19 protein-coding genes are annotated in these 17,047 nt (G+C 71.4%); 3 read left to right on the plus strand and 16 right to left on the minus strand.

Annotated elements, in window-relative coordinates:
* The first annotated feature begins 57 nt into the window (after window positions 1-57).
* Window positions 58-1,659, plus strand: coding sequence for a CocE/NonD family hydrolase (locus tag AB0A69_RS07005; RefSeq protein WP_361416162.1), 1,602 nt, complete (start codon window positions 58-60; stop codon window positions 1,657-1,659).
* Between the two features lie 198 nt (window positions 1,660-1,857).
* Here the strand turns inward: AB0A69_RS07005 and AB0A69_RS07010 are convergent, their stop codons facing one another.
* The 10 genes from AB0A69_RS07010 to AB0A69_RS07055 form a co-directional block, all read right to left on the minus strand.
* Window positions 1,858-2,724 (minus strand): amino acid ABC transporter permease, encoded by an 867-nt coding sequence (locus AB0A69_RS07010; protein WP_361416164.1) that lies wholly within the window; start codon window positions 2,722-2,724, stop codon window positions 1,858-1,860.
* Window positions 2,721-3,365 (minus strand): amino acid ABC transporter permease, encoded by a 645-nt coding sequence (locus AB0A69_RS07015; protein WP_361416166.1) that lies wholly within the window; start codon window positions 3,363-3,365, stop codon window positions 2,721-2,723. Before AB0A69_RS07015 ends, AB0A69_RS07010 begins: the two co-directional genes overlap by 4 nt.
* A gap of 13 nt (window positions 3,366-3,378) precedes the next feature.
* Window positions 3,379-4,293 carry a glutamate ABC transporter substrate-binding protein gene (locus AB0A69_RS07020; protein ID WP_361416168.1) on the minus strand — a complete coding sequence of 305 codons (915 nt, stop codon included), beginning with the start codon at window positions 4,291-4,293 and terminating at the stop codon, window positions 3,379-3,381.
* Between the two features lie 16 nt (window positions 4,294-4,309).
* Window positions 4,310-5,053 carry an amino acid ABC transporter ATP-binding protein gene (locus AB0A69_RS07025; protein ID WP_361416170.1) on the minus strand — a complete coding sequence of 248 codons (744 nt, stop codon included), beginning with the start codon at window positions 5,051-5,053 and terminating at the stop codon, window positions 4,310-4,312.
* Between the two features lie 133 nt (window positions 5,054-5,186).
* Window positions 5,187-5,621, minus strand: coding sequence for a DUF6278 family protein (locus AB0A69_RS07030; RefSeq protein WP_361416172.1), 435 nt, complete (start codon window positions 5,619-5,621; stop codon window positions 5,187-5,189).
* A gap of 80 nt (window positions 5,622-5,701) precedes the next feature.
* On the minus strand, window positions 5,702-6,481 hold the full coding sequence (locus AB0A69_RS07035) for an exodeoxyribonuclease III (RefSeq protein ID WP_361416174.1): 780 nt from the start codon (window positions 6,479-6,481) through the stop codon (window positions 5,702-5,704).
* 67 nt (window positions 6,482-6,548) lie between these two features.
* The gene (locus AB0A69_RS07040; RefSeq protein WP_361416176.1) at window positions 6,549-7,193 is read right to left on the minus strand and encodes an MBL fold metallo-hydrolase; all 645 of its coding nucleotides are present in this window, start codon (window positions 7,191-7,193) and stop codon (window positions 6,549-6,551) included.
* A gap of 27 nt (window positions 7,194-7,220) precedes the next feature.
* Window positions 7,221-8,705, minus strand: coding sequence for a 4-carboxymuconolactone decarboxylase (pcaC, locus tag AB0A69_RS07045; protein ID WP_361416178.1), 1,485 nt, complete (start codon window positions 8,703-8,705; stop codon window positions 7,221-7,223).
* 187 nt (window positions 8,706-8,892) lie between these two features.
* Window positions 8,893-9,429: a hypothetical protein gene (locus tag AB0A69_RS07050; RefSeq protein ID WP_361416180.1), complete on the minus strand. Its 537-nt coding sequence runs from the start codon at window positions 9,427-9,429 to the stop codon at window positions 8,893-8,895.
* Between the two features lie 154 nt (window positions 9,430-9,583).
* On the minus strand, window positions 9,584-10,108 hold the full coding sequence (locus tag AB0A69_RS07055) for a DUF1648 domain-containing protein (RefSeq protein ID WP_361416182.1): 525 nt from the start codon (window positions 10,106-10,108) through the stop codon (window positions 9,584-9,586).
* Window positions 10,109-10,425: 317 nt separating this feature from the next.
* On the opposite strand from AB0A69_RS07055, the gene AB0A69_RS07060 reads away from it, so the two are divergent.
* Both AB0A69_RS07060 and AB0A69_RS07065 read left to right on the plus strand, forming a co-directional pair.
* Window positions 10,426-10,605, plus strand: coding sequence for a hypothetical protein (locus tag AB0A69_RS07060; protein WP_361416184.1), 180 nt, complete (start codon window positions 10,426-10,428; stop codon window positions 10,603-10,605).
* 190 nt (window positions 10,606-10,795) lie between these two features.
* A complete protein-coding gene (locus AB0A69_RS07065) occupies window positions 10,796-10,996 on the plus strand; it encodes a hypothetical protein (protein WP_361416186.1) in 201 nt (66 codons plus the stop codon).
* Between the two features lie 16 nt (window positions 10,997-11,012).
* Here AB0A69_RS07065 and AB0A69_RS07070 read toward each other — a convergent pair whose 3' ends face one another.
* From AB0A69_RS07070 to AB0A69_RS07095, 6 genes are all read right to left on the minus strand, one after another.
* Window positions 11,013-11,522 (minus strand): hypothetical protein, encoded by a 510-nt coding sequence (locus tag AB0A69_RS07070; RefSeq protein WP_361416852.1) that lies wholly within the window; start codon window positions 11,520-11,522, stop codon window positions 11,013-11,015.
* A gap of 74 nt (window positions 11,523-11,596) precedes the next feature.
* Window positions 11,597-12,754, minus strand: a complete 1,158-nt coding sequence (locus tag AB0A69_RS07075; protein WP_361416188.1) for an ROK family glucokinase — start codon at window positions 12,752-12,754, stop codon at window positions 11,597-11,599.
* 125 nt (window positions 12,755-12,879) lie between these two features.
* Window positions 12,880-13,719: an ATP-binding cassette domain-containing protein gene (locus tag AB0A69_RS07080; protein ID WP_361416190.1), complete on the minus strand. Its 840-nt coding sequence runs from the start codon at window positions 13,717-13,719 to the stop codon at window positions 12,880-12,882.
* Window positions 13,716-14,783 carry an ABC transporter permease gene (locus AB0A69_RS07085; protein ID WP_361416192.1) on the minus strand — a complete coding sequence of 356 codons (1,068 nt, stop codon included), beginning with the start codon at window positions 14,781-14,783 and terminating at the stop codon, window positions 13,716-13,718. Before AB0A69_RS07085 ends, AB0A69_RS07080 begins: the two co-directional genes overlap by 4 nt.
* Complete coding sequence (locus tag AB0A69_RS07090) at window positions 14,780-15,754, minus strand: substrate-binding domain-containing protein (RefSeq protein ID WP_361416194.1); 975 nt, start codon at window positions 15,752-15,754, stop codon at window positions 14,780-14,782. The genes AB0A69_RS07085 and AB0A69_RS07090 overlap by 4 nt, the downstream gene beginning before the upstream one ends.
* Window positions 15,755-15,996: 242 nt before the next feature.
* A complete protein-coding gene (locus AB0A69_RS07095) occupies window positions 15,997-16,998 on the minus strand; it encodes a sugar ABC transporter substrate-binding protein (protein WP_361416196.1) in 1,002 nt (333 codons plus the stop codon).
* Window positions 16,999-17,047: the final 49 nt, after the last annotated feature.

Consider the following 17,047-nt stretch of genomic DNA (forward strand, 5'->3'; position numbering starts at 1 on the left):
ACTTCGGGTAAGCCCGCCGTGTTTTCCTTCGGTTCACCTTTCAAGCGTTGACCGACGATGGGGGAACGAACCGTGGGAAAGCCGCGCACCGCCCTGCGTACATCCCTGCGCACCACGACGACCGGCGCCGTCTCGGCCGCCCTGCTGGCCGGAACGGCCCTGGGGTTCGCGCCCACCGCCGCCGCCGGCGAGACGACCGGCGGTATACGGTTCGTCGACATCACCGGTGACGGCGGCACCGTGCTCAAGGCCAACGTGGTCACGCCCGCGGACTCCGACGGCACCCGCCGCTACCCCGTGATCGTGCTGCCGACCAGCTGGTCCATGCCCCAGATCGAGTACCTCGCCCAGGCGAAGAAGCTCGCCGACGCCGGCTATGTGGTGGTCGCCTACAACTCGCGCGGCTTCTGGCAGTCCGGCGGACACGTCGAGGTCGCGGGCCCGCCGGACGTCGCCGACGCCTCCAAGGTCATCGACTGGGCGCTGGCCCACACCCCCGCCGACCCCGAGCGCGTGGGCATGGCGGGCGTCAGCTACGGCGCGGGCATCAGCCTGCTCGCCGCCGCCCACGACAAGCGCGTCAAGGCCGTGGTGGCGATGAGCGGCTGGGCCGACCTCATCGACTCGATCTACAGCGGCCGTACGCAGCACCTCCAGGCCGCCGCGATGCTCGGCGGCACCGGCTACCTCACCGGCCGCCCCAGCGCCGAACTGCAGCAGACGCTCAGGGACTTCCTCGCCTCCAACCTGGACCGCGAGGACGAGATGATCGCCTGGGGTGCCAAGCGCTCCCCCGTCACGTACCTCGACCGGTTCAACGCCAACGGCACCGCCATCATGCTCGGCAACGCCTGGGGCGACACCATCTTCCCGCCCAACCAGTACGCCTCCTTCTACGAGAAGCTCACCGGCCCCAAGCGCCTGGAACTGCGCCCCGGCGACCACGCCACGGCCGAGGCGACCGGCCTGCTGGGCCTGCCCAACGACACCTGGACCAACGCCCACCGCTGGTTCGACCACCACCTCAAGGGTGCGGCCAACGGCATCGACCGGGAGCGGCCGGTCCAGCTGAAGTCCCGCACGGGCGGCGGCTACGAGGGCTACCCCGACTGGAAGTCGGTCGGCGCGACCGAGCGCAAGATCACCCTGGCGGACGGCCAGAAGGTGTACGCGAACGTCGACTCGGGCGCCAACGGCGGCATCGTCATGCTGTCCAACGCCCTCGACCAGTTCCTCAAGCTCCCGCCGCTCGCCTCCATCCCGCTCCTCCCCCGCGCCTTCGCCGGCGTGTGGCAGTCCGAGCGGTACGACTCCGCCCAGCGCGTCCGGGGCACGGCGAAGCTGCACACCACGGTCACCAGCACCGCGTCGAGCGGCACCCTCGTCGCGTACCTCTACGACGTGGGCCCGCTCGGCGTGGGCAAGCTGGTCAGCAACGCGCCGTACACCTTCCACGACAAGGTGCCCGGCGAGCCGTTCGCCGTGGACCTGGAGCTGTTCTCCACGGCGTACGACGTGCCGGCCGGCCACCGGCTCGCGCTGGTCGTCGACACGGTCGACCCGCTGTACATCGAGCACAACCCGTCCGGCGCGCGGCTGACCTTCTCCTCGCCGGCGTCCGACCCGTCGTACGTGTCGGTGCCGCTGCGCGAGGAGTGATCTCCGGCCGCCGCCGGGCGGGGTTGGCCCTTCTGGCTAGGGGGTGTCTTGTCGATCAGGCTGGATCAGGGAGCGGCGTCTGGTGCCGTGCATCGCAAGGCGGAGGAGGGAGCCACTGCGGAGCATTGGCGACCGACGACAACGCGGCGAGGCATGGTGCCAGGCGTCGCGAGCCCGGCAAGATCGGCAAGACACCCCCTAGGGCTTGGCGGGCCTCCCCGGCAGCAGGGGTCCCGGTTCGGACGGCGGTGCGACCTCCACTCCCTCGGTCTTGGGGCTGCGGCGCTCCTTGCGCGCCACCCAGGTGGCGAACCAGGAGAGCAGCATGCACATCCCGATGTAGATCGGCGAGATCACCATCACCACGGGGATGAACGGCAGATCGTAGTCGAGGTTGGACGCGATCAGCTTGCCCGCGTGGAGGAACTCCTCGTAGGTGATGAGGAAGCCGAGCGAGGTGTCCTTCAGGGCGACCACCAGCTGGCTGATGATGGCGGGCAGCATGGCGCGCACGCCCTGCGGTACCAGGACGTACATCATCACCTGCGTCTTGCGCATGCCGAGCGAGTACGCGGCCTCGCGCTGCCCGCGCTCCACGGAGTTGACGCCGGTACGGAACACCTCGGCGAGGACCGAGCCGTTGTAGAGCGTCAGTCCGGCGACGAGCGCGGGCAGCGGGTGCACCCGCAGCGCCACGAAGATGAAGAAGATCATCACCAGGACGGGCATGGCGCGGAAGAACTCGACCACGAGCGTGGCCGCCCAGCGGAAGACCCGGCGCTCGGAGAGGCGCCCGAGGGCGAGCACCGCGCCCAGCGCGAGCGACAGCACCGCGGCGAGCGCGAACGCCTTGAGCGTGTTGCCCAGCCCGCGCAGCAGGAGCTCCTGGATGCCCTCGTACGCGAACGGGTTCCACTTGGCGTACGTGAACTGCTCGGTGTCGAAGAGGAGATGGACGACCCAGCCGACGAGGGCGAGGATCGCGGCGGTGGCGACCAGCCCGTAGGTGAGGTGCCGGCGCCGGGCCCTGGGCCCCGGGATGTCATAGAGGGCGGTGGTGGTCATCGGGCGACTCCCCAGCGCTTCTCCAGCACGTTGAAGAGCGCGCTGATGGTGAGGGTGACGATCAGGTACCCCACGGCGATCCAGACGAAGGTCCAGATGATGCTGTAGCCCAGCTCGTTGAGGGTGCGGTACGTCCCGAGGAGCTCGGTGACGCTGAACGCGCCCGCGATCGCGGAGTTCTTGGCGAGGGCGATGAGGGTGGAGCCGACGGGCGGGATGACCGTGCGGAAGGCCTGCGGCAGGACGACGTTGCCCAGCGTCTGGCCGAAGGTCATGCCCAGGCTCCGGGCCGCCTCGCCCTGGCCCGTCGGCACGGTGTTGATGCCGGAGCGCAGCGCCTCGCAGATGAAGGCGGAGGTGTAGCAGCCGAGTGCGATGACCGCGAAGAGCGTGAAGGGCAGGACCAGTCCGAAGCGCGGCAGGCCGAGGAGGACGGCGAAGAAGAGGAGGGTGAGGGGGGTGTTGCGCAGGACCGTCACCCACGCGGCGCCGAAGGCGCGCAGCGCGCGGACGGGCGCGACGCGGAACGACGCCATGACGAAGCCGAGCACGAGGGCGAGGAGCGAGGAGTAGACGGTGAGTTCGACGGTGCCGAGGAACCCCTCACCGTAGACGGACCAGTTCTCTGTCAGTACGTCCATGACTGCTGCCTCCTCAGCTCGCCGGGTAGCGGTCGATGGCCGGCGGCTTCGGCGCCGGGACGCCGGAGAGGCCGAGCGTGGCGTCGTACGCCTTCTTCCAGTTGCCGTTCCTCTCGTTGGCCGCGAGGGCGTCGTCGACGGCGAACCGCAGCGCGTTGTCGGAGCGCGGGACGCCGATACCGTACGGCTCCTGGGAGAAGGGCTTGCCGACCACCTTCAGCTCGTCGGGGGCCTTGGCGGCGAAGCCGAGCAGGATGGTGTCGTCGGTGGTGACGGCGTCGACCTGGAAGGTCAGCAGGTTGTCGACGCAGACGGCGTACGTGTCGTACGCGACGAGGTCGGCTTCGGGGTACTCGGCGGCGATGCGCTGGTAGGGGGTGGAGCCGGCGGCCGAGCAGACCCGCTTGCCGGCGAGGTCCCGGGGGCCCTTGATGTCGTCCTCGTCGGTGCGGACGAGGAGGGACTGGCCGGCCATGTAGTAGGGCCCGGCGAAGCCGACGAGCTTCTTGCGGTTGTCGTTGATGGTGTAGGTGCCGACGTAGTAGTCGACCTGGCCGTTCTGGAGGGCGGTCTCGCGGTTGGCGGAGGCGATGGTCCGGAACTCGATGGTGTCCGGGTCGAAGCCGAGGGAGGCGGCGGTCATCCGGGCGATCTCGATGTCGAAGCCGAAGTAGCGGCCGGTGGCCGGGTCCTTCTCCCCCAGGTACGGCTGGTCCTCCTTGGCACCGACGACCAGGTGGCCGCGGCGCTTGGCGCGGTTCCAGGTCGGCGAGTCGGGCAGCCGGAAGCCGGTCGCCACCCGGTAGACGGGCAGTTCATCGGGCTGCGGCCCCTTGACCGGCGGGCTGCCGTCCTTGCCGCAGGCGGTGGCCGCGGTGGCGAGCGCCACCAGCACGAGGGCCACGAGGGCGTGTCGCGCGCGCGTCATCGTCGTACACCCCCTGTCAGTGCTTGAGGATCTTGGAGAGGAAGTCCTTGGCGCGCTCGCTGCTCGGGGCGGTGAAGAACTCCTCGGGGGTGCGGTCCTCGACGATCCGGCCGTCGGCCATGAAGACGACGCGGTTGGCGGCGGAGCGGGCGAAGCCCATCTCGTGGGTGACGACGACCATGGTCATGCCGTCGCGCGCGAGCTGCTGCATGACCTCCAGGACCTCGTTGATCATCTCGGGGTCGAGGGCGGAGGTCGGCTCGTCGAAGAGCATCACCTTGGGGTCCATGGCGAGGGCCCGGGCGATGGCCACCCGCTGCTGCTGGCCGCCGGAGAGCTGCGCCGGGTACTTCTCGGCGTGGGCGGCGAGGCCGACGCGGTCCAGCAGTTCGCGGGAGCGGCGGTCGGCGTCCTCCTTCCTGCGCCGGCGGACCTTTATCGGGGCGAGGGAGACGTTCTCCAGCACGGTCTTGTGCGCGAAGAGGTTGAACGACTGGAAGACCATGCCGACATCGGCGCGCAGCGCGGCCAGGGCCTTGCCCTCCTCGGGGAGCTTCTCCCCGTCGAGGGTGATGGTGCCCGACTCGATGGGCTCCAGCCGGTTGATGGTCCGGCAGAGGGTCGACTTGCCCGAGCCGGACGGGCCGATGACCACCACCACCTCCCCGCGGCCGACGGTGAGATTGATGTCCTGCAGGACGTGCAACTGCCCGTAGTACTTGTTGACGTCCCGCAGCTCGATCAACGGATCGACGGCCATGCGCTGCCCTGCCCCTTGCTCGCTGTGTCGAGGTCAGCGCAAACTATCCAGCCGCGAAAGGGACTTCACACCACCGACACGCATAAAGACGGCGTAAGCCTCATAAGCCGTATTTACACAGAGCGGTGCGCTGTCAGGCCTCGGCCGCTTCGGCGTACACCTGGGACAACTGGGGCGAACCGCTCATCGCCCATTCCAATCCGGCCTCGACGACATGGATCTCCCGCCCCGAGGCGAGCGTGACCACCGGGTGGCCGGCCGGCGTCAGGTGCCAGGACGCGCCGGGCACCGTCCGTACGATGACCGTACCGAGGTACAGGCCCGCGTCGTTGCCGAGCCAGGGCAGCTCCTCCGGGTCGTCGCGCCAGCGCGGCGGCAGCTGGTCGATCGCCTCCAGGGAGCGCGGGGTGTCGTCGAGCCGGACCCCCAACTCCTGGACCCTGGCGCGCAGCAGCGCGCACTCGGCGAGCATGTTCGCCACGCCGTCCGGGTCGCCGCCGTCCGCGGCGGAGGGGGCGCGCCCATCGCCGCGCCGTTTGCGCCAGGTGTCCAGGAAGGGGATGTTCATACCGACCAGCGTCGCACCGAACCGGTCGGCGGCACTACAGGGCGCGCGCTACGCGTCGGGCCACGCGCCGCTACACGTCGCTACACGTCGAGGTCGACGACGACCGGTGCGTGGTCGGACGCGCCCTTGCCCTTGCGCTCCTCGCGGTCGACGTAGCCGTCCTTGACCGCGTCGGCGAACGGCTTGTTGCCGTACACCAGGTCGATGCGCATGCCGCGGTTCTTCGGGAAGCAGAGCTGGCGGTAGTCCCAGTACGTGAACGGGTGGTCGTACTTGAGCGGGCGCGGCACGATGTCGTCGAGCCCGGTCTCGCGCAGCCCGGCGAGCGCGGCGCGCTCCGGCGGGGTGACGTGCGTGGAGCCCTCGAAGGCGGCGGCGTCGAAGACGTCGTCGTCCGTCGGCGCGATGTTGAAGTCGCCGAGCACCGCGAAGGGGCGCGGACCCGCCGCGTCCTCGGCCACCGCCGCCTGGAGCGCCTCCAGCCAGCGCAGCTTGTACGCGTAGTGGTCGTGGGCGACCTCGCGGCCGTTGGGCACGTACACCGACCAGACGCGCACCGGGCCGCAGGTGCCGGAGATGGCGCGGGGCTCGGCGACGCCCTCGTACTCGGGCCCGCCGGGCAGGCCGTGGACGACGTCCTCCAGGCCGACCCGGGAGACCAGGGCCACGCCGTTCCACCGCCCGGTCGCGTGCACCGACGACTCGTAGCCGAGGGCGCGCAGCTCCTCGGTGGGGAACTGCTCGGCGGTGCACTTGGTCTCCTGGATGCACAGCACGTCCGTGCCGCTGCTCTCCAGCCAGGCCAGCAGCCGGGGCAGCCGGGCGGTGATCGAATTGACGTTCCAGGTGGCGATGCGCATGACGGCAAGCCTAACCGGGGGCACCGACAGACGGCGGTGGAGCCGGTGGTGGACCCGGCGGCGGCCGTCAGAGGTCGGTGGAGTCCCCCGGGGTCAGCCGGCCGTGGACCGTGCCGCCCAGGGCGCCGATCTGGCGGTCGTAGATCGGCCGGGCGAGGTCGGTGAGCAGGGCGTCGTGGATGTCGATGGCGCGCTGCGGCTTGACCTCGCGGACGTAGTCGATGACCTCGGAGATCTTGTTCCAGGGGGCCATGACGGGGAGCATCAGCGTCTCGACCGGCCGGTCGGGCACGGTGAGCGCGTCGCCGGGGTGGAAGAGGGAGTCCTCGACCAGGAACCCGATGTTGGTGATCCTCGGGATGTCCGGGTGGATCACGGCGTGCAGCTCGCCGTGCACCTGCACGTCGAAGCCGGCCGCGGTGAAGGTGTCACCGTGGCCGACGGTGTGGACCCGGCCGGGGAAGGCCGCCGAGATCTGCTCCGCCACGCTGCGCAGCGTCCAGATCTCTGCGCCGGGGTGCGCCTCCAGGGCCGCGCGGAGGCGGTCCTCGTCGAAGTGGTCCGGGTGCTCGTGGGTGACCAGGATCGCGTCGGCGCCGAGCGCGGCGTCGTGCTCGCTGAACCCGCCCGGGTCGATGACGAGCGTCCGCCCGTCCTTCTCCAGCCGGACGCAGGCGTGGGACTTCTTGGTCAGCTTCAGCTTCGGCTCCATGAGGGCATCCTCTTACGCCTCGGACGATTACGCCTCGGGTGGTGTCGTCTCCTCGCGGATCACCTGCTGGGCCACCTTGAAGGCCGAGTTGGCCGCCGGGACGCCGCAGTAGACGGCGGTCTGGAGGAGCACCTCCATGATCTCGGCGGGCGACAGGCCGTTGCGCAGGGCGGCGCTGGTGTGGAAGGCGAGCTCGTCCAGGTGGCCGCCCGCGACCAGAGCCGTGAGGGTGACCACGCTGCGGGTGCGGCGGTCGAGGCCCTCGCGGGTCCACACCTCGCCCCAGGCGTAGCGGGTGATCAGCTCCTGGAAGTCGCGGGTGAAGTCGTCGGCGGCGGCCGTGGCACGGTCCACGTGCGCGTCCCCGAGGACCTCGCGGCGCACCTTCATGCCCGCGTCGTACGGGTCGGGCCGCCCTGCGGGTACCGGTTCCGGCGCCGCGGTGGGAGCGGGGGCGGTGACGACGGGGGCGACGGGGGGTACGACGACGGGCGCGGTGACGACCGGGCCGGCCGACGCGGTGGCCGGCGCAGCGGGCGGCACGGCGACGGGGGTGACCGGGGCGGCGGGCGCACCCGGGGCGGGTGCCGGTGCGGCGGGGGCGGGGGCTGCGGCGCCGGGCACGACGGGCGCGGGGACGGCGGGCGCGGGCGGTGTGAGGGGCCCGGCGTGCGGGGCCGTGGCGGCGATGGCGGGCATCACGGGCGGCGCCGCGAGGGCGGCCATGGTGTCCTGCCACGAGGTGGAGAAGTGGCGTACCAGCAGGTCCGTGACGGCGGCGGGCTGCTCCACGGGCGCCAGGTGCGACGCGCCGGGCACCACCGCGAGGCGGGCGTCCGGGATGCCGGCGACCAGGGTCCGGGCCTCGGCGGGGCCGGTGACGGTGTCCTCCGAGCCGACCAGCACGAGCGTGGGCACCCCGACGCGGCCGAGTTCGGCACGCACGTCGAAGGCGGCGAGCGCCTCGCAGGCGGCGACGTAGCAGCCGGGGTCGGTCGTACGCACCATCTGGACGGCCCACTCGACGATGGCGGGCTGCGCGGCGGCGAAGCCGGGCGTGAACCAGCGCTCGGGCGCCGTACGGGCCATCGGGTCGAGGCCGTTGGTGCGGACGATCACACCGCGCCGGCGGAACTCGTCGGCGGTGCCGAACCGGGGCGAGGAGGCGACCAGCGCGAGCGAGGCGAGCCGGTGCGGGGCCCGCAGCGCGAGGTCGGTGCCGATGGCCCCGCCGATGGAGCAGCCCACGTACCCGAAGCGGTGGACGCCGAGCCCGTCGAGCGTGGCGAGGAGCCGGTCGGTCAGCTCGGAGACCGCGGACGCGGGTTCGGCGGGGGCACCGCCGTGCCCGGGCAGGTCGAAGCGGAGGACCCTCCACTGGCGGGTGAGCTCGGGTATCTGCCGGTCCCACATGTGCCAGGTGGTACCGAGGGACGGCCCCATGATCAGCACAGGGGCGTCTTCCGGCCCGTCAAAGCGGTATTGCAGGGTTTCGGTCTTCGTCGTACTCACCCGCTAACGCTCCCACATCTCACGATCTCCCACGGCCGGGGGTGGGGCACCCGCCAGGCCTCCCCCTGTCTCCACCGCCGGACGCGGGTCTTCCGCGTCCGGTTTGCCTGGCATGGTACAAGCGGGCCCTGCGGAGGCCGCTGTCGCGGCAGCGAGCCGGGGCGGGCCGGTGACCGCCAAGCGAGCGTCAGTCCGCGTCGGCGCGGGACAGGGCTCCCGTGATCAGCCGGGTGGCGAAGTCGTGGTCGTCGGTGATCCGGTTGATGTGCTCCGCGAGCAGGACGGCGGTGCCTTCCAGAGAGGTCATCTCCTCCTGGGGCCAGTCCCCGAGGTGCTTGCGCCAGAGGCTGGGGCTCAGGCCGGTGCCCGCCGCGATGACCAGGCCCGCCATGGTGGGGATGTTCTCGGGAGGGAAGCTCTTGGGCATGTTGCGCATGGTGCCCACGAGGCTCGGCACGACGTACTCGATGACGTCCTTGCCGTGGTCCTCGTAGGCCATCCGCAGCCACCTCATGTACATGTAGATGAGCGTGCACGCGCCGTCCAGCAGGTCGTGGAACTCCCTGCTGGTCAGGGAGGCGGTGTACTGGTCGATCAACCGGCGCTGCTCGGCGTCGATCTCGGTCCGGCCGGCATAGACGGCCTTGAGCTGAGAGTCGATCATCATGAGCGCTGCACCCACATCACCGGCGGGAGCGTTCTCGGGGTCACAGGGCGATGGCACAGGACGATTCCTCCTCACACGACCGCGGCAGGCCGCGCGGCACGCCCGTACGCTAGACCGCCGGTCCGTCGCGGGTCCGGCGAATCCGGAGAGACCCCCCTTCCGGGGACTGCGCCCGTTCGACCACCGCGCGGCGACCGCGCGTTCCTCTCGGTCAAGCGCCCCGTCGGTCGGACGTGTCCGTACGGTGGGTCGTGGCCGGTGTGAAGTCCTCGGCCACGACAGTGGCACGGTGGCGGCTCGCAAGCCACGCCATCAGGCCCGCCGTGAACGTCGCCACGAGGGTCGCCACCACCCAGACCGTCAGGGAACCCGCCCGGTGCCAGTCCGTACGGTCGAGGTTCGCCCCTACGACCGACGCCTGTCCACCGACCAGGAACACACCTGCCGACAGAAGCGTGGCGCCCACCCAGCCCCGGTCCTTCGTCCTTTTTCGGACGAGCACCACGCCCAGGACCAGAACCGCCCAGACGCACGCGGGGAAGACGGCGGTCGCCCACACGGGCATGGACCCGTCGGGCCGCCCGGCTTCGCTCCAGTGGGTCGCCAACCGGTCCGGCAGGCGCCCGCTCGCCGCCAGAGGCATGGCCGACAGGAGCGCCAGGATCCCCGCGGACCAGGCGACGAGGCCCCGTCCGGCTCCAAACCGGCGCTCTCGGCGTCCGTCGCGCTCGTGCACGGCTCCCCTCCAGGACTTCCCGTCCTGCATCCCTTACCCGGCGCAGCCCGGCACAGGCACCAGATCGCGCCAATCACCGGAGCCTCGGCTCCCTCCCCCTGGCCAGTACGGGGAGCTCCGGATACACATGGCCGCCAACAACGCGGGGCTGCCGGTGCGCATGGGGCTTCGGTGCGGCGGCCGCGAGGACGGGGGAAGTGGGTGACGTACGAGCGCGTCCTCGCCCGCGTCGTCTCCGGGCTGCTGATGGAGCCGCGGAACCGGCCGAGCGTGGGAAGCAGGCTGCGGCGCAAGGGCGGGCCGCCCGTCATCAGGTCGTGGGGCTCGACCGGACGCAGCAGAACGAGCTGCTGTGGAACCTGCGCCACACGTACGCGGAGCGGCTGCCGGTGAACGTGCCCGAGGTCCCGGTCGAGAACGGGGTCGCGGACGCTGGCTCAGCAGGAAGCCCCGGCCGCCCGAGACGGGCGGCTCACCGGCCGTGGTCCGTGAGCTGATGCGGCGGCTGGCGGCGCCGCCGCGCGTCGGGCCGATCGGGCCCGCCGACGTCTACGACTCGCGCACCGAGTCCGTGCACGACTCCGCCAAGACCGCCATCGCGGGGATCCGGCTGCACACGGAGGGCCGCAAGAGCGGCTACATCCCCACCCTGCGGGAGATCGGCACCGACTGGAACGCCCTGCGGGGGTGCACAAGGTCAACGGAGCCAGCGGCTGGATCTGCATCGACAACAAGGGCAACGCCTACAACAAGGCCGTCGCCGTGGTCAGGCTCGATCCGGAGGTACGCGGTGAGCGGCCGACCTTCGTCGGACTCGCCTGGCCGAAGGGCGCCCCGCCGCCCAAGGGCCAAGAGGGCAGCGGGGCCTGCCAGATCCCCCGCTCGTAGCCGCGCGGCGGCCCGGTCACGGGGTCGCGGTGGAGACGACGTACACGCGCGGGGCGGCCGGGTCGGTGAGGTCGACCGTGATGTCGCGGGTGGGTCGCGGGTCGGGCCGCCGGTGCGTGGTGCCGGCCCAGTCGTGCGAGTCGGGGAAGCTCCAGCCGACCGTGTCGGCGTCGCGCTCGCCGATCGTGACCCGGTCCGGGACCAGTTCGGAACGGCTGCTGCCGACGTCCTGGAGGAAGTCGTCGAGCCCCGAGCCGTCCGTCGTGAACTGCACGTACAGCCGGCTCGACTTCCAGTTGCTGGTCTCGAAGTAGGCCACGTCGGTGGCGTTGCCGGGGATCGGCACCTCGAAGACGCGGCGCTTCATCTTGGACGGCCAGCTGTCGCGCAGGCCGGTGGCGGAGGACTCGGCCTGCTTGTCGCGGCCGCTGTCGCGGCTCTGCTCGGCGGAGATGACGAGGTAGCCGGCCGGGATGCCGATGAGCAGGGCGATGACGACGGCGGTCACCCAGCGGCGGCGGATCATGTGCCGCCGGTCCTCCGCGGCGGGGCGCCCGGAGGCCGGCTCGGGCGTGGGAGCGGTCTGGTCGAGAAGGGTGGTCATGGCTGCGGCTCCTCGGTGGAGCGGGCGCCGCGGAGCGCCTGGGCGTAGCGCTCGTACCGCTCGTGGCGCTCGACGCGGCGGCGGTTGGCGCGGCGGAAGCGGCGGGCGACGAGCCGGGCGAGGTCGGCGGCGCCGACCATGCCGGCCTCGGGCCCGAGCTGGGCCTTGGCGATCCGGGCCTCGGGGCGGTAGCCGCGGCCGGTGAGGTGGCGGCGGAAGGCGTCCCGGGCGGGGCCGATGAGCAGGTCGTCGGCGGCGCTGACGCCGCCGCCGATGACGAAGCAGGACGGGTCGAGGGCGGCCGCGAGGTTCGCGATGCCGACGCCGAGCCACTGGCCGATGTCCTGGAACAGCTCGACGCACATGGCGTCGCCCTCGCGGGCGAGCTCGGTGATGAGCGGTCCGGTGATGTCGGGGATGGAGCCCTTGACGCGCTCGATGATGTTGTACGCGACCGGCGAGTCGGCCGCCGCGAGCTCGCGGGCCTCCCGCACCAGGGCGTTGCCGGAGCTGTACTGCTCCCAGCAGCCGCGGTTGCCGCACGGGCAGCGGTGGCCGCCGGGGACGACCTGCATGTGCCCGAACTCGCCGGCGACGCCGTACTTGCCGCGCTTGACGCGGCCGTCCTCCAGGATGGCGCCGCCGATGCCGGTGCCGAGCGTGATCATGACGAGGTGGTCCTCGCCGCGGCCGGCGCCGAAGCGCCATTCGGCCCAGGCGGCGGTGTTGGCGTCGTTGTCGACCATGACCGGGACGGCGAGGCGGGCCTGGAGGGCGTCGCGCAGCGGCTCGTTGCGCCAGGCGAGGTGCGGGGCGAACAGCACGCGGCTGCGGTCGGCGTCGACCCAGCCGGCGGCCCCGATGCCGACGGCGTGGACGTCGTGCCGGTCGGAGAGGTCGAGGACCAGCTCGGTGATGGTGTCCTCGACGACCTTGGGGCTCTTGGACTTGTCCGGGGTCTCGGTCCTGAGCTGCTCGAGGATGGTGCCGTCGGCGTCGACGACGCCCGCCATCACCTTCGTACCGCCGATGTCGATGCCGACGGTGGGCACCCGGGGCGCGGTGAGGTGGGAGCGGCGTTCGCGGGCGGAGATGGTGCGCAGGACGGTGGCGCGGGCGGAGCCGCGGTGTGCGGGGTCGCGGTACGTGCTCACGTGTCCTGTCGTCCCTGGTCAGGGGGTGGGCCGGGCGGTGCGTGGGGCGCCGGGGCCGGCGGCGGGCGGCGCCCGCCGCCCTCGATTCTGCCAGGTACGGGGGCGGGGGCGGCGGTGCGGCGGGGTTACGGCGCCTCGGGCCGCGGGGTGGCGGGGGCGTCGGCGCGGGAGGGGGCGGGCGGCGGGGCCGGGGCCCGTTCGAGCTCGTGGCGGAGGTCCTCCAGCTCGCTGCCGCCCGCCATCTGACGGGTCAGTTCGTCCAGCGTGACGGAGTCCTTGGTGTGGCTGCCGGCCATCACACCGCGCTTCAGCAGCACGAACCGGTCACCGACCAGATACGCGTGGTGAGGATTGTGCGTGATGAGGACCACGCCCAGTCCCGCGTCGCGCGCGGCGGCCACGTACTTGAGGACCACCCCGGACTGCTTGACGCCGAGCGCCGCCGTCGGCTCGTCGAGGACCAGCACCTTCGCGCCGAAGTGGACGGCGCGGGCGATGGCCACGCACTGCCGCTCGCCGCCCGAGAGGGTGCCGATCGGCTGGTCGACGTCGCGCAGGTCGATGCCCATGCGCAGCAGCTCGGCGCGGGTCGTCTCGCGCATGAGGTCGACGTCGAGGCGCTTGAAGGGGCCGGCGCCCTTGGTGGGCTCGGAGCCGAGGAAGAAGTTCCGCCAGACCGGCATGAGCGGGACGACGGCCAGGTCCTGGTAGACGGTGGCGATGCCCCGGTCCAGCGCGTCGCGCGGGGAGGTGAGGGCGGTCTCCTCGCCGTCGATGCGCAGGGTGCCGCCGTCGTGGGCGTGCAGGCCCGCGACGATCTTGATGAGGGTGGACTTGCCGGCGCCGTTGTCGCCGAGGACGCAGGTGATCTCTCCCGCGTGGACCTCGAGGGAGACGCCCTCCAGGGCGCGGATGTTGCCGTAGTACTTGCTGACGTCGTCGAGCTCCACGAGGGGGGTGCTCATGTCGTTGCCTCCGCACGCTTGCGGACCCAGGCGTTGAGCAGGGTCGCGAGGAGGAGCATCGCCCCGAGGAAGAACTTGAACCAGTCCGGGTTCCACTCGGCATACACGATGCCCTTGCTGGTCATGCCGAAGATGAACGCGCCGACCGCCGAGCCGATGGCCGACCCGTACCCACCGGTGATCAGGCAGCCGCCGATGACGGCCGCGATGATGTAGATCAGCTCGTTGCCGACGCCCTCGCCGGACTGGACGACGTCGAACGAGAACAGCAGGTGCTGTCCGGACACCCAGGCGCAGAAGGCCACGCCCATGTAGAGGCCGGTCTTCGTCGTACGGACGGGGACGCCGACCGCGCGGGCGGCGTCGGCGTTGCCGCCCACGGCGAAGATCCAGTTGCCGAAGCGGGTGCGCAGCAGGATCCAGGTGGCGAGGGCGACCAGGGCGAGCCACCACAGGATGGTGACCTTGAGGTCGACACCGCCGACGGTGACGTGCGAGGCGAAGAGGGACCGGGCGGAGGAGAAGCCCTCCATGTCGGCGATGGTCTTGGTGGAGACCGTGCCGCTGATCAGCTTGGTGAAGCCGAGGTTCATGCCGGTCAGCATCAGGAAGGTGCCGAGCGTGATGATGAAGCTCGGCAGCTTGGTGCGGGTCAGCATGACGCCGTTGAACGCGCCGACGGCGAGGGTGACGAGGAGGGAGACGGCGACGCCGACCCAGACGTTGGCGGTCATCTGGTAGCTGAACATCGACGAGATGAGCGCGGACGTGGTGACCAGCACACCGGCCGACAGGTCGAACTCGCCGCCGATCATCAGCAGCGCGACCGGCACGGCCATGATGCCGATGGTGGAGGCCGCGTACAGCACCGTGCCGAAGCTGGTGGCGCGCAGGAAGCTGTCGGCGGCGAGGGCGAAGAAGAGGAAGACGGCCACGGCTCCGACGACGGAGCCCAGCTCGGGGCGGCCGAGCAGCCTGCGCAGCGGTGAGGTGCGCAGCAGCCGCTCGTCACCGCCGGAGGGCGTGCGGTCCTCGTCCGGTACGGGTGGTGCGGTCGCTGTCATCGGGTTCCCCGCTCCGTGTATTCCGTGAGCTTGGCGGCGTCCTGCTGGGTGATGATCTGCGGGCCGGTGAGGACGGGCCTGCCGCCGCCGAGGACGTCGGCGTTGTAGCGGTGCAGCCACAGCAGGTCGACGGCCTCGTACCCCTGGAGGTAGGGCTGCTGGTCGACGGCGAAGCCGAGCTGCCGGGCCTTGAGGCCGGCGGCGACCTTGGCGTTGAGGTCGAAGGTGTCGACCTCCGCGTCGGAGCCGGCGGCCTTCTTCGCCTGGACGGCGGCGTCCGCGAACGGCGCGCCGAGGGTGACGACGGCGTCGATGGACCGGTCGGTCTGGAGCTTGGCCTCGATGGACGCCTGGACGTCGGGCATGTTGGTGCCGTCGACGTACAGGTTCTGCACGTCGCCGTCGAAGGTCTTCTTCACGCCGGCGCAGCGCTGCTCGTGGCCGACGTTGCCCTGCTCGTGCAGGATGCACAGGGCCTTCTTGCGGCCGCGCCGGTCGAGCTCGTCGCCGACGGCCTCGCCCGCGATGTTCTCGTCCTGGCCGATGTGGGTGAGGGCGCCGAGGGCCTTGGACTGCTCGGCACCGGAGTTCACGGTGATCACCGGGATGCCCGCCTTGACGGCCTTGGCGACGGCCGCCTTCATGGCGTCGGGCTTGGCGAGGGTGACGATCAGGCCGTCGACCTTCTTGTCGATGTAGGACTCGACGAGCTGGGCCTGCTGCTGCCCCTCGTCGCTGTGGGCGTAGAGGAAGGTGATGTTGTCCTTGACGGCCGCCTGCTTGGCGCCGCTCTGGACGATGTCCCAGAAGGTGTCGCCGTCGCCGGAGTGGGTGACCATGGCGATGGTCCACCGCGGGGTGTCCACGGCGGCCCGGCCCTGGGCGGCGGCGGCCTTGCGGGCGTCTTCGGCGCGCTTGCCGCCGGTGGCGCTGCAGCCGGCGAGGGCCCCGGTGAGGGTGAGACCGAGCACCGCGGCGAGGGCCGCGCGGAGGGCGCGGGTCCGCGGCCGTACCCCGGTGTGTGTTCGTGTGGGCTTCGCCGCTCCTGCCGCCTGCGGATCCCTTGGGCCCCTTGGACCCATCGAACCCCTCGGGCTCCTTGGATTCCCTGGGTTCCTTGGACTCCTTGCCACGACGCCGTGCCCCTTTTGCTCTGTTCGCTGTCCTTGCCGTACGACTGGGCAAGTATCGGTCATGGCGATGTGTCCGGTTTTCATCGGGTCCCGCGGGCGGTGAGGTCCTCCAGCCGCTCCGCGTCCTTCTCGGTGACGAGGGCGGGCCCGGTGAGCACGGGCTTGCCGCCGCCGATGACGTTGAGGTTGTCCTTGTGGAGCCGGAGCGCGTCGACGGCGACGTAGCCCTGGAGGTAGGGCTGCTGGTCGACGGCGAAGCCGATCCGCCGGGCCTTGAGCTGGGCGACGACGGCCGCGTTGAGGTCGAAGGTGTCGACCTCCGCGTCGGAGCCGGCGCTCTGCTTGGCCCTGACGGAGGCGGCGGCGAAGGGCGCGCCGAGGGTGACGACGGCGTCGATGTCGGCGGCGCTCTGGAGCTTGGCCTCGATGGAGGAGGTGGCGGCGGGCATGTTGGTGCCTTCGACGTTGAGGTTCTCGACGGTGCCCTTGAAGGTCTTCTTCACGCCGGCGCAGCGCTCTTCCAGGGAAACGTTTCCCTGCTCGTGGATGACGCACAGGGCCTTCTTCTTGCCGCGTGCGTTGAGCTCGGCGCCGACGGCCTCGCCGGCGACGCCCTCGTCCTGGCCGATGTGGGTGAGGGCGCCGTACGCCGTGGAGTGCCGCCCGCCGGAGTTGATGGTGATGACGGGGATGCCCGCCTTGACGGCCTTGGCGACGGACGCCTTGACAGCCTCGGGCTTGGCGAGGGTGACGATCAGGCCGTCCACCTTCTTCGCCACGTACGAGTCGATGAGCTGGGCCTGTTCCTTGCCGTCCTTGTCGGCGGCGTAGAGGAACTCGGCGTTGTCCTTCGCGGCGGCCTGCTCGGCGCCGTTCTGGACGATGTCCCAGAAGGTGTCGCCCTCGCCGGAGTGGGTGACCATGGCGATGGTCATGCGCGCGGTGGTGGCGGGGTTGCCTCCGCCGGGGGTGGGGGGCTTGTCCTCGGCGCTCTTGCCGCCGGAGTCGCTGCATCCGGCGGCGGTGACGGTGAGTACGACTGCGGCCAGCAGGGCCGCTGCCGCCGTGCGGGTGGTTCGCATGGTGGTCGTCCGCCTTCTGTGCCCGGCGCCGCCCGGTTGCGGCTGGGTG

Origin of the sequence: Streptomyces sp. NPDC045431, assembly GCF_040646655.1 — a bacterium.
Taxonomy (GTDB): domain Bacteria; phylum Actinomycetota; class Actinomycetes; order Streptomycetales; family Streptomycetaceae; genus Streptomyces.

Excerpts from the sequence above, each read along its gene's own strand:
- AB0A69_RS07035 (WP_361416174.1), bottom strand. The coding sequence starts at position 6,481 with ATGCGCATCGCCACCTGGAACGTCAATTCGATCACCGCCCGGCTGCCC.
- AB0A69_RS07025 (WP_361416170.1), bottom strand. The coding sequence starts at position 5,053 with ATGGCCGTCGATCCGTTGATCGAGCTGCGGGACGTCAACAAGTACTAC.
- AB0A69_RS07015 (WP_361416166.1), bottom strand. The coding sequence starts at position 3,365 with ATGGACGTACTGACAGAGAACTGGTCCGTCTACGGTGAGGGGTTCCTC.
- AB0A69_RS07085 (WP_361416192.1), bottom strand. The coding sequence starts at position 14,783 with ATGACAGCGACCGCACCACCCGTACCGGACGAGGACCGCACGCCCTCC.
- AB0A69_RS07095 (WP_361416196.1), bottom strand. The coding sequence starts at position 16,998 with ATGCGAACCACCCGCACGGCGGCAGCGGCCCTGCTGGCCGCAGTCGTA.
- AB0A69_RS07010 (WP_361416164.1), bottom strand. The coding sequence starts at position 2,724 with ATGACCACCACCGCCCTCTATGACATCCCGGGGCCCAGGGCCCGGCGC.
- AB0A69_RS07080 (WP_361416190.1), bottom strand. The coding sequence starts at position 13,719 with ATGAGCACCCCCCTCGTGGAGCTCGACGACGTCAGCAAGTACTACGGC.
- AB0A69_RS07030 (WP_361416172.1), bottom strand. The coding sequence starts at position 5,621 with ATGAACATCCCCTTCCTGGACACCTGGCGCAAACGGCGCGGCGATGGG.
- AB0A69_RS07040 (WP_361416176.1), bottom strand. The coding sequence starts at position 7,193 with ATGGAGCCGAAGCTGAAGCTGACCAAGAAGTCCCACGCCTGCGTCCGG.
- AB0A69_RS07020 (WP_361416168.1), bottom strand. The coding sequence starts at position 4,293 with ATGACGCGCGCGCGACACGCCCTCGTGGCCCTCGTGCTGGTGGCGCTC.
- AB0A69_RS07005 (WP_361416162.1), top strand. The coding sequence starts at position 58 with ATGGGGGAACGAACCGTGGGAAAGCCGCGCACCGCCCTGCGTACATCC.
- AB0A69_RS07070 (WP_361416852.1), bottom strand. The coding sequence starts at position 11,522 with ATGATCCGCCGCCGCTGGGTGACCGCCGTCGTCATCGCCCTGCTCATC.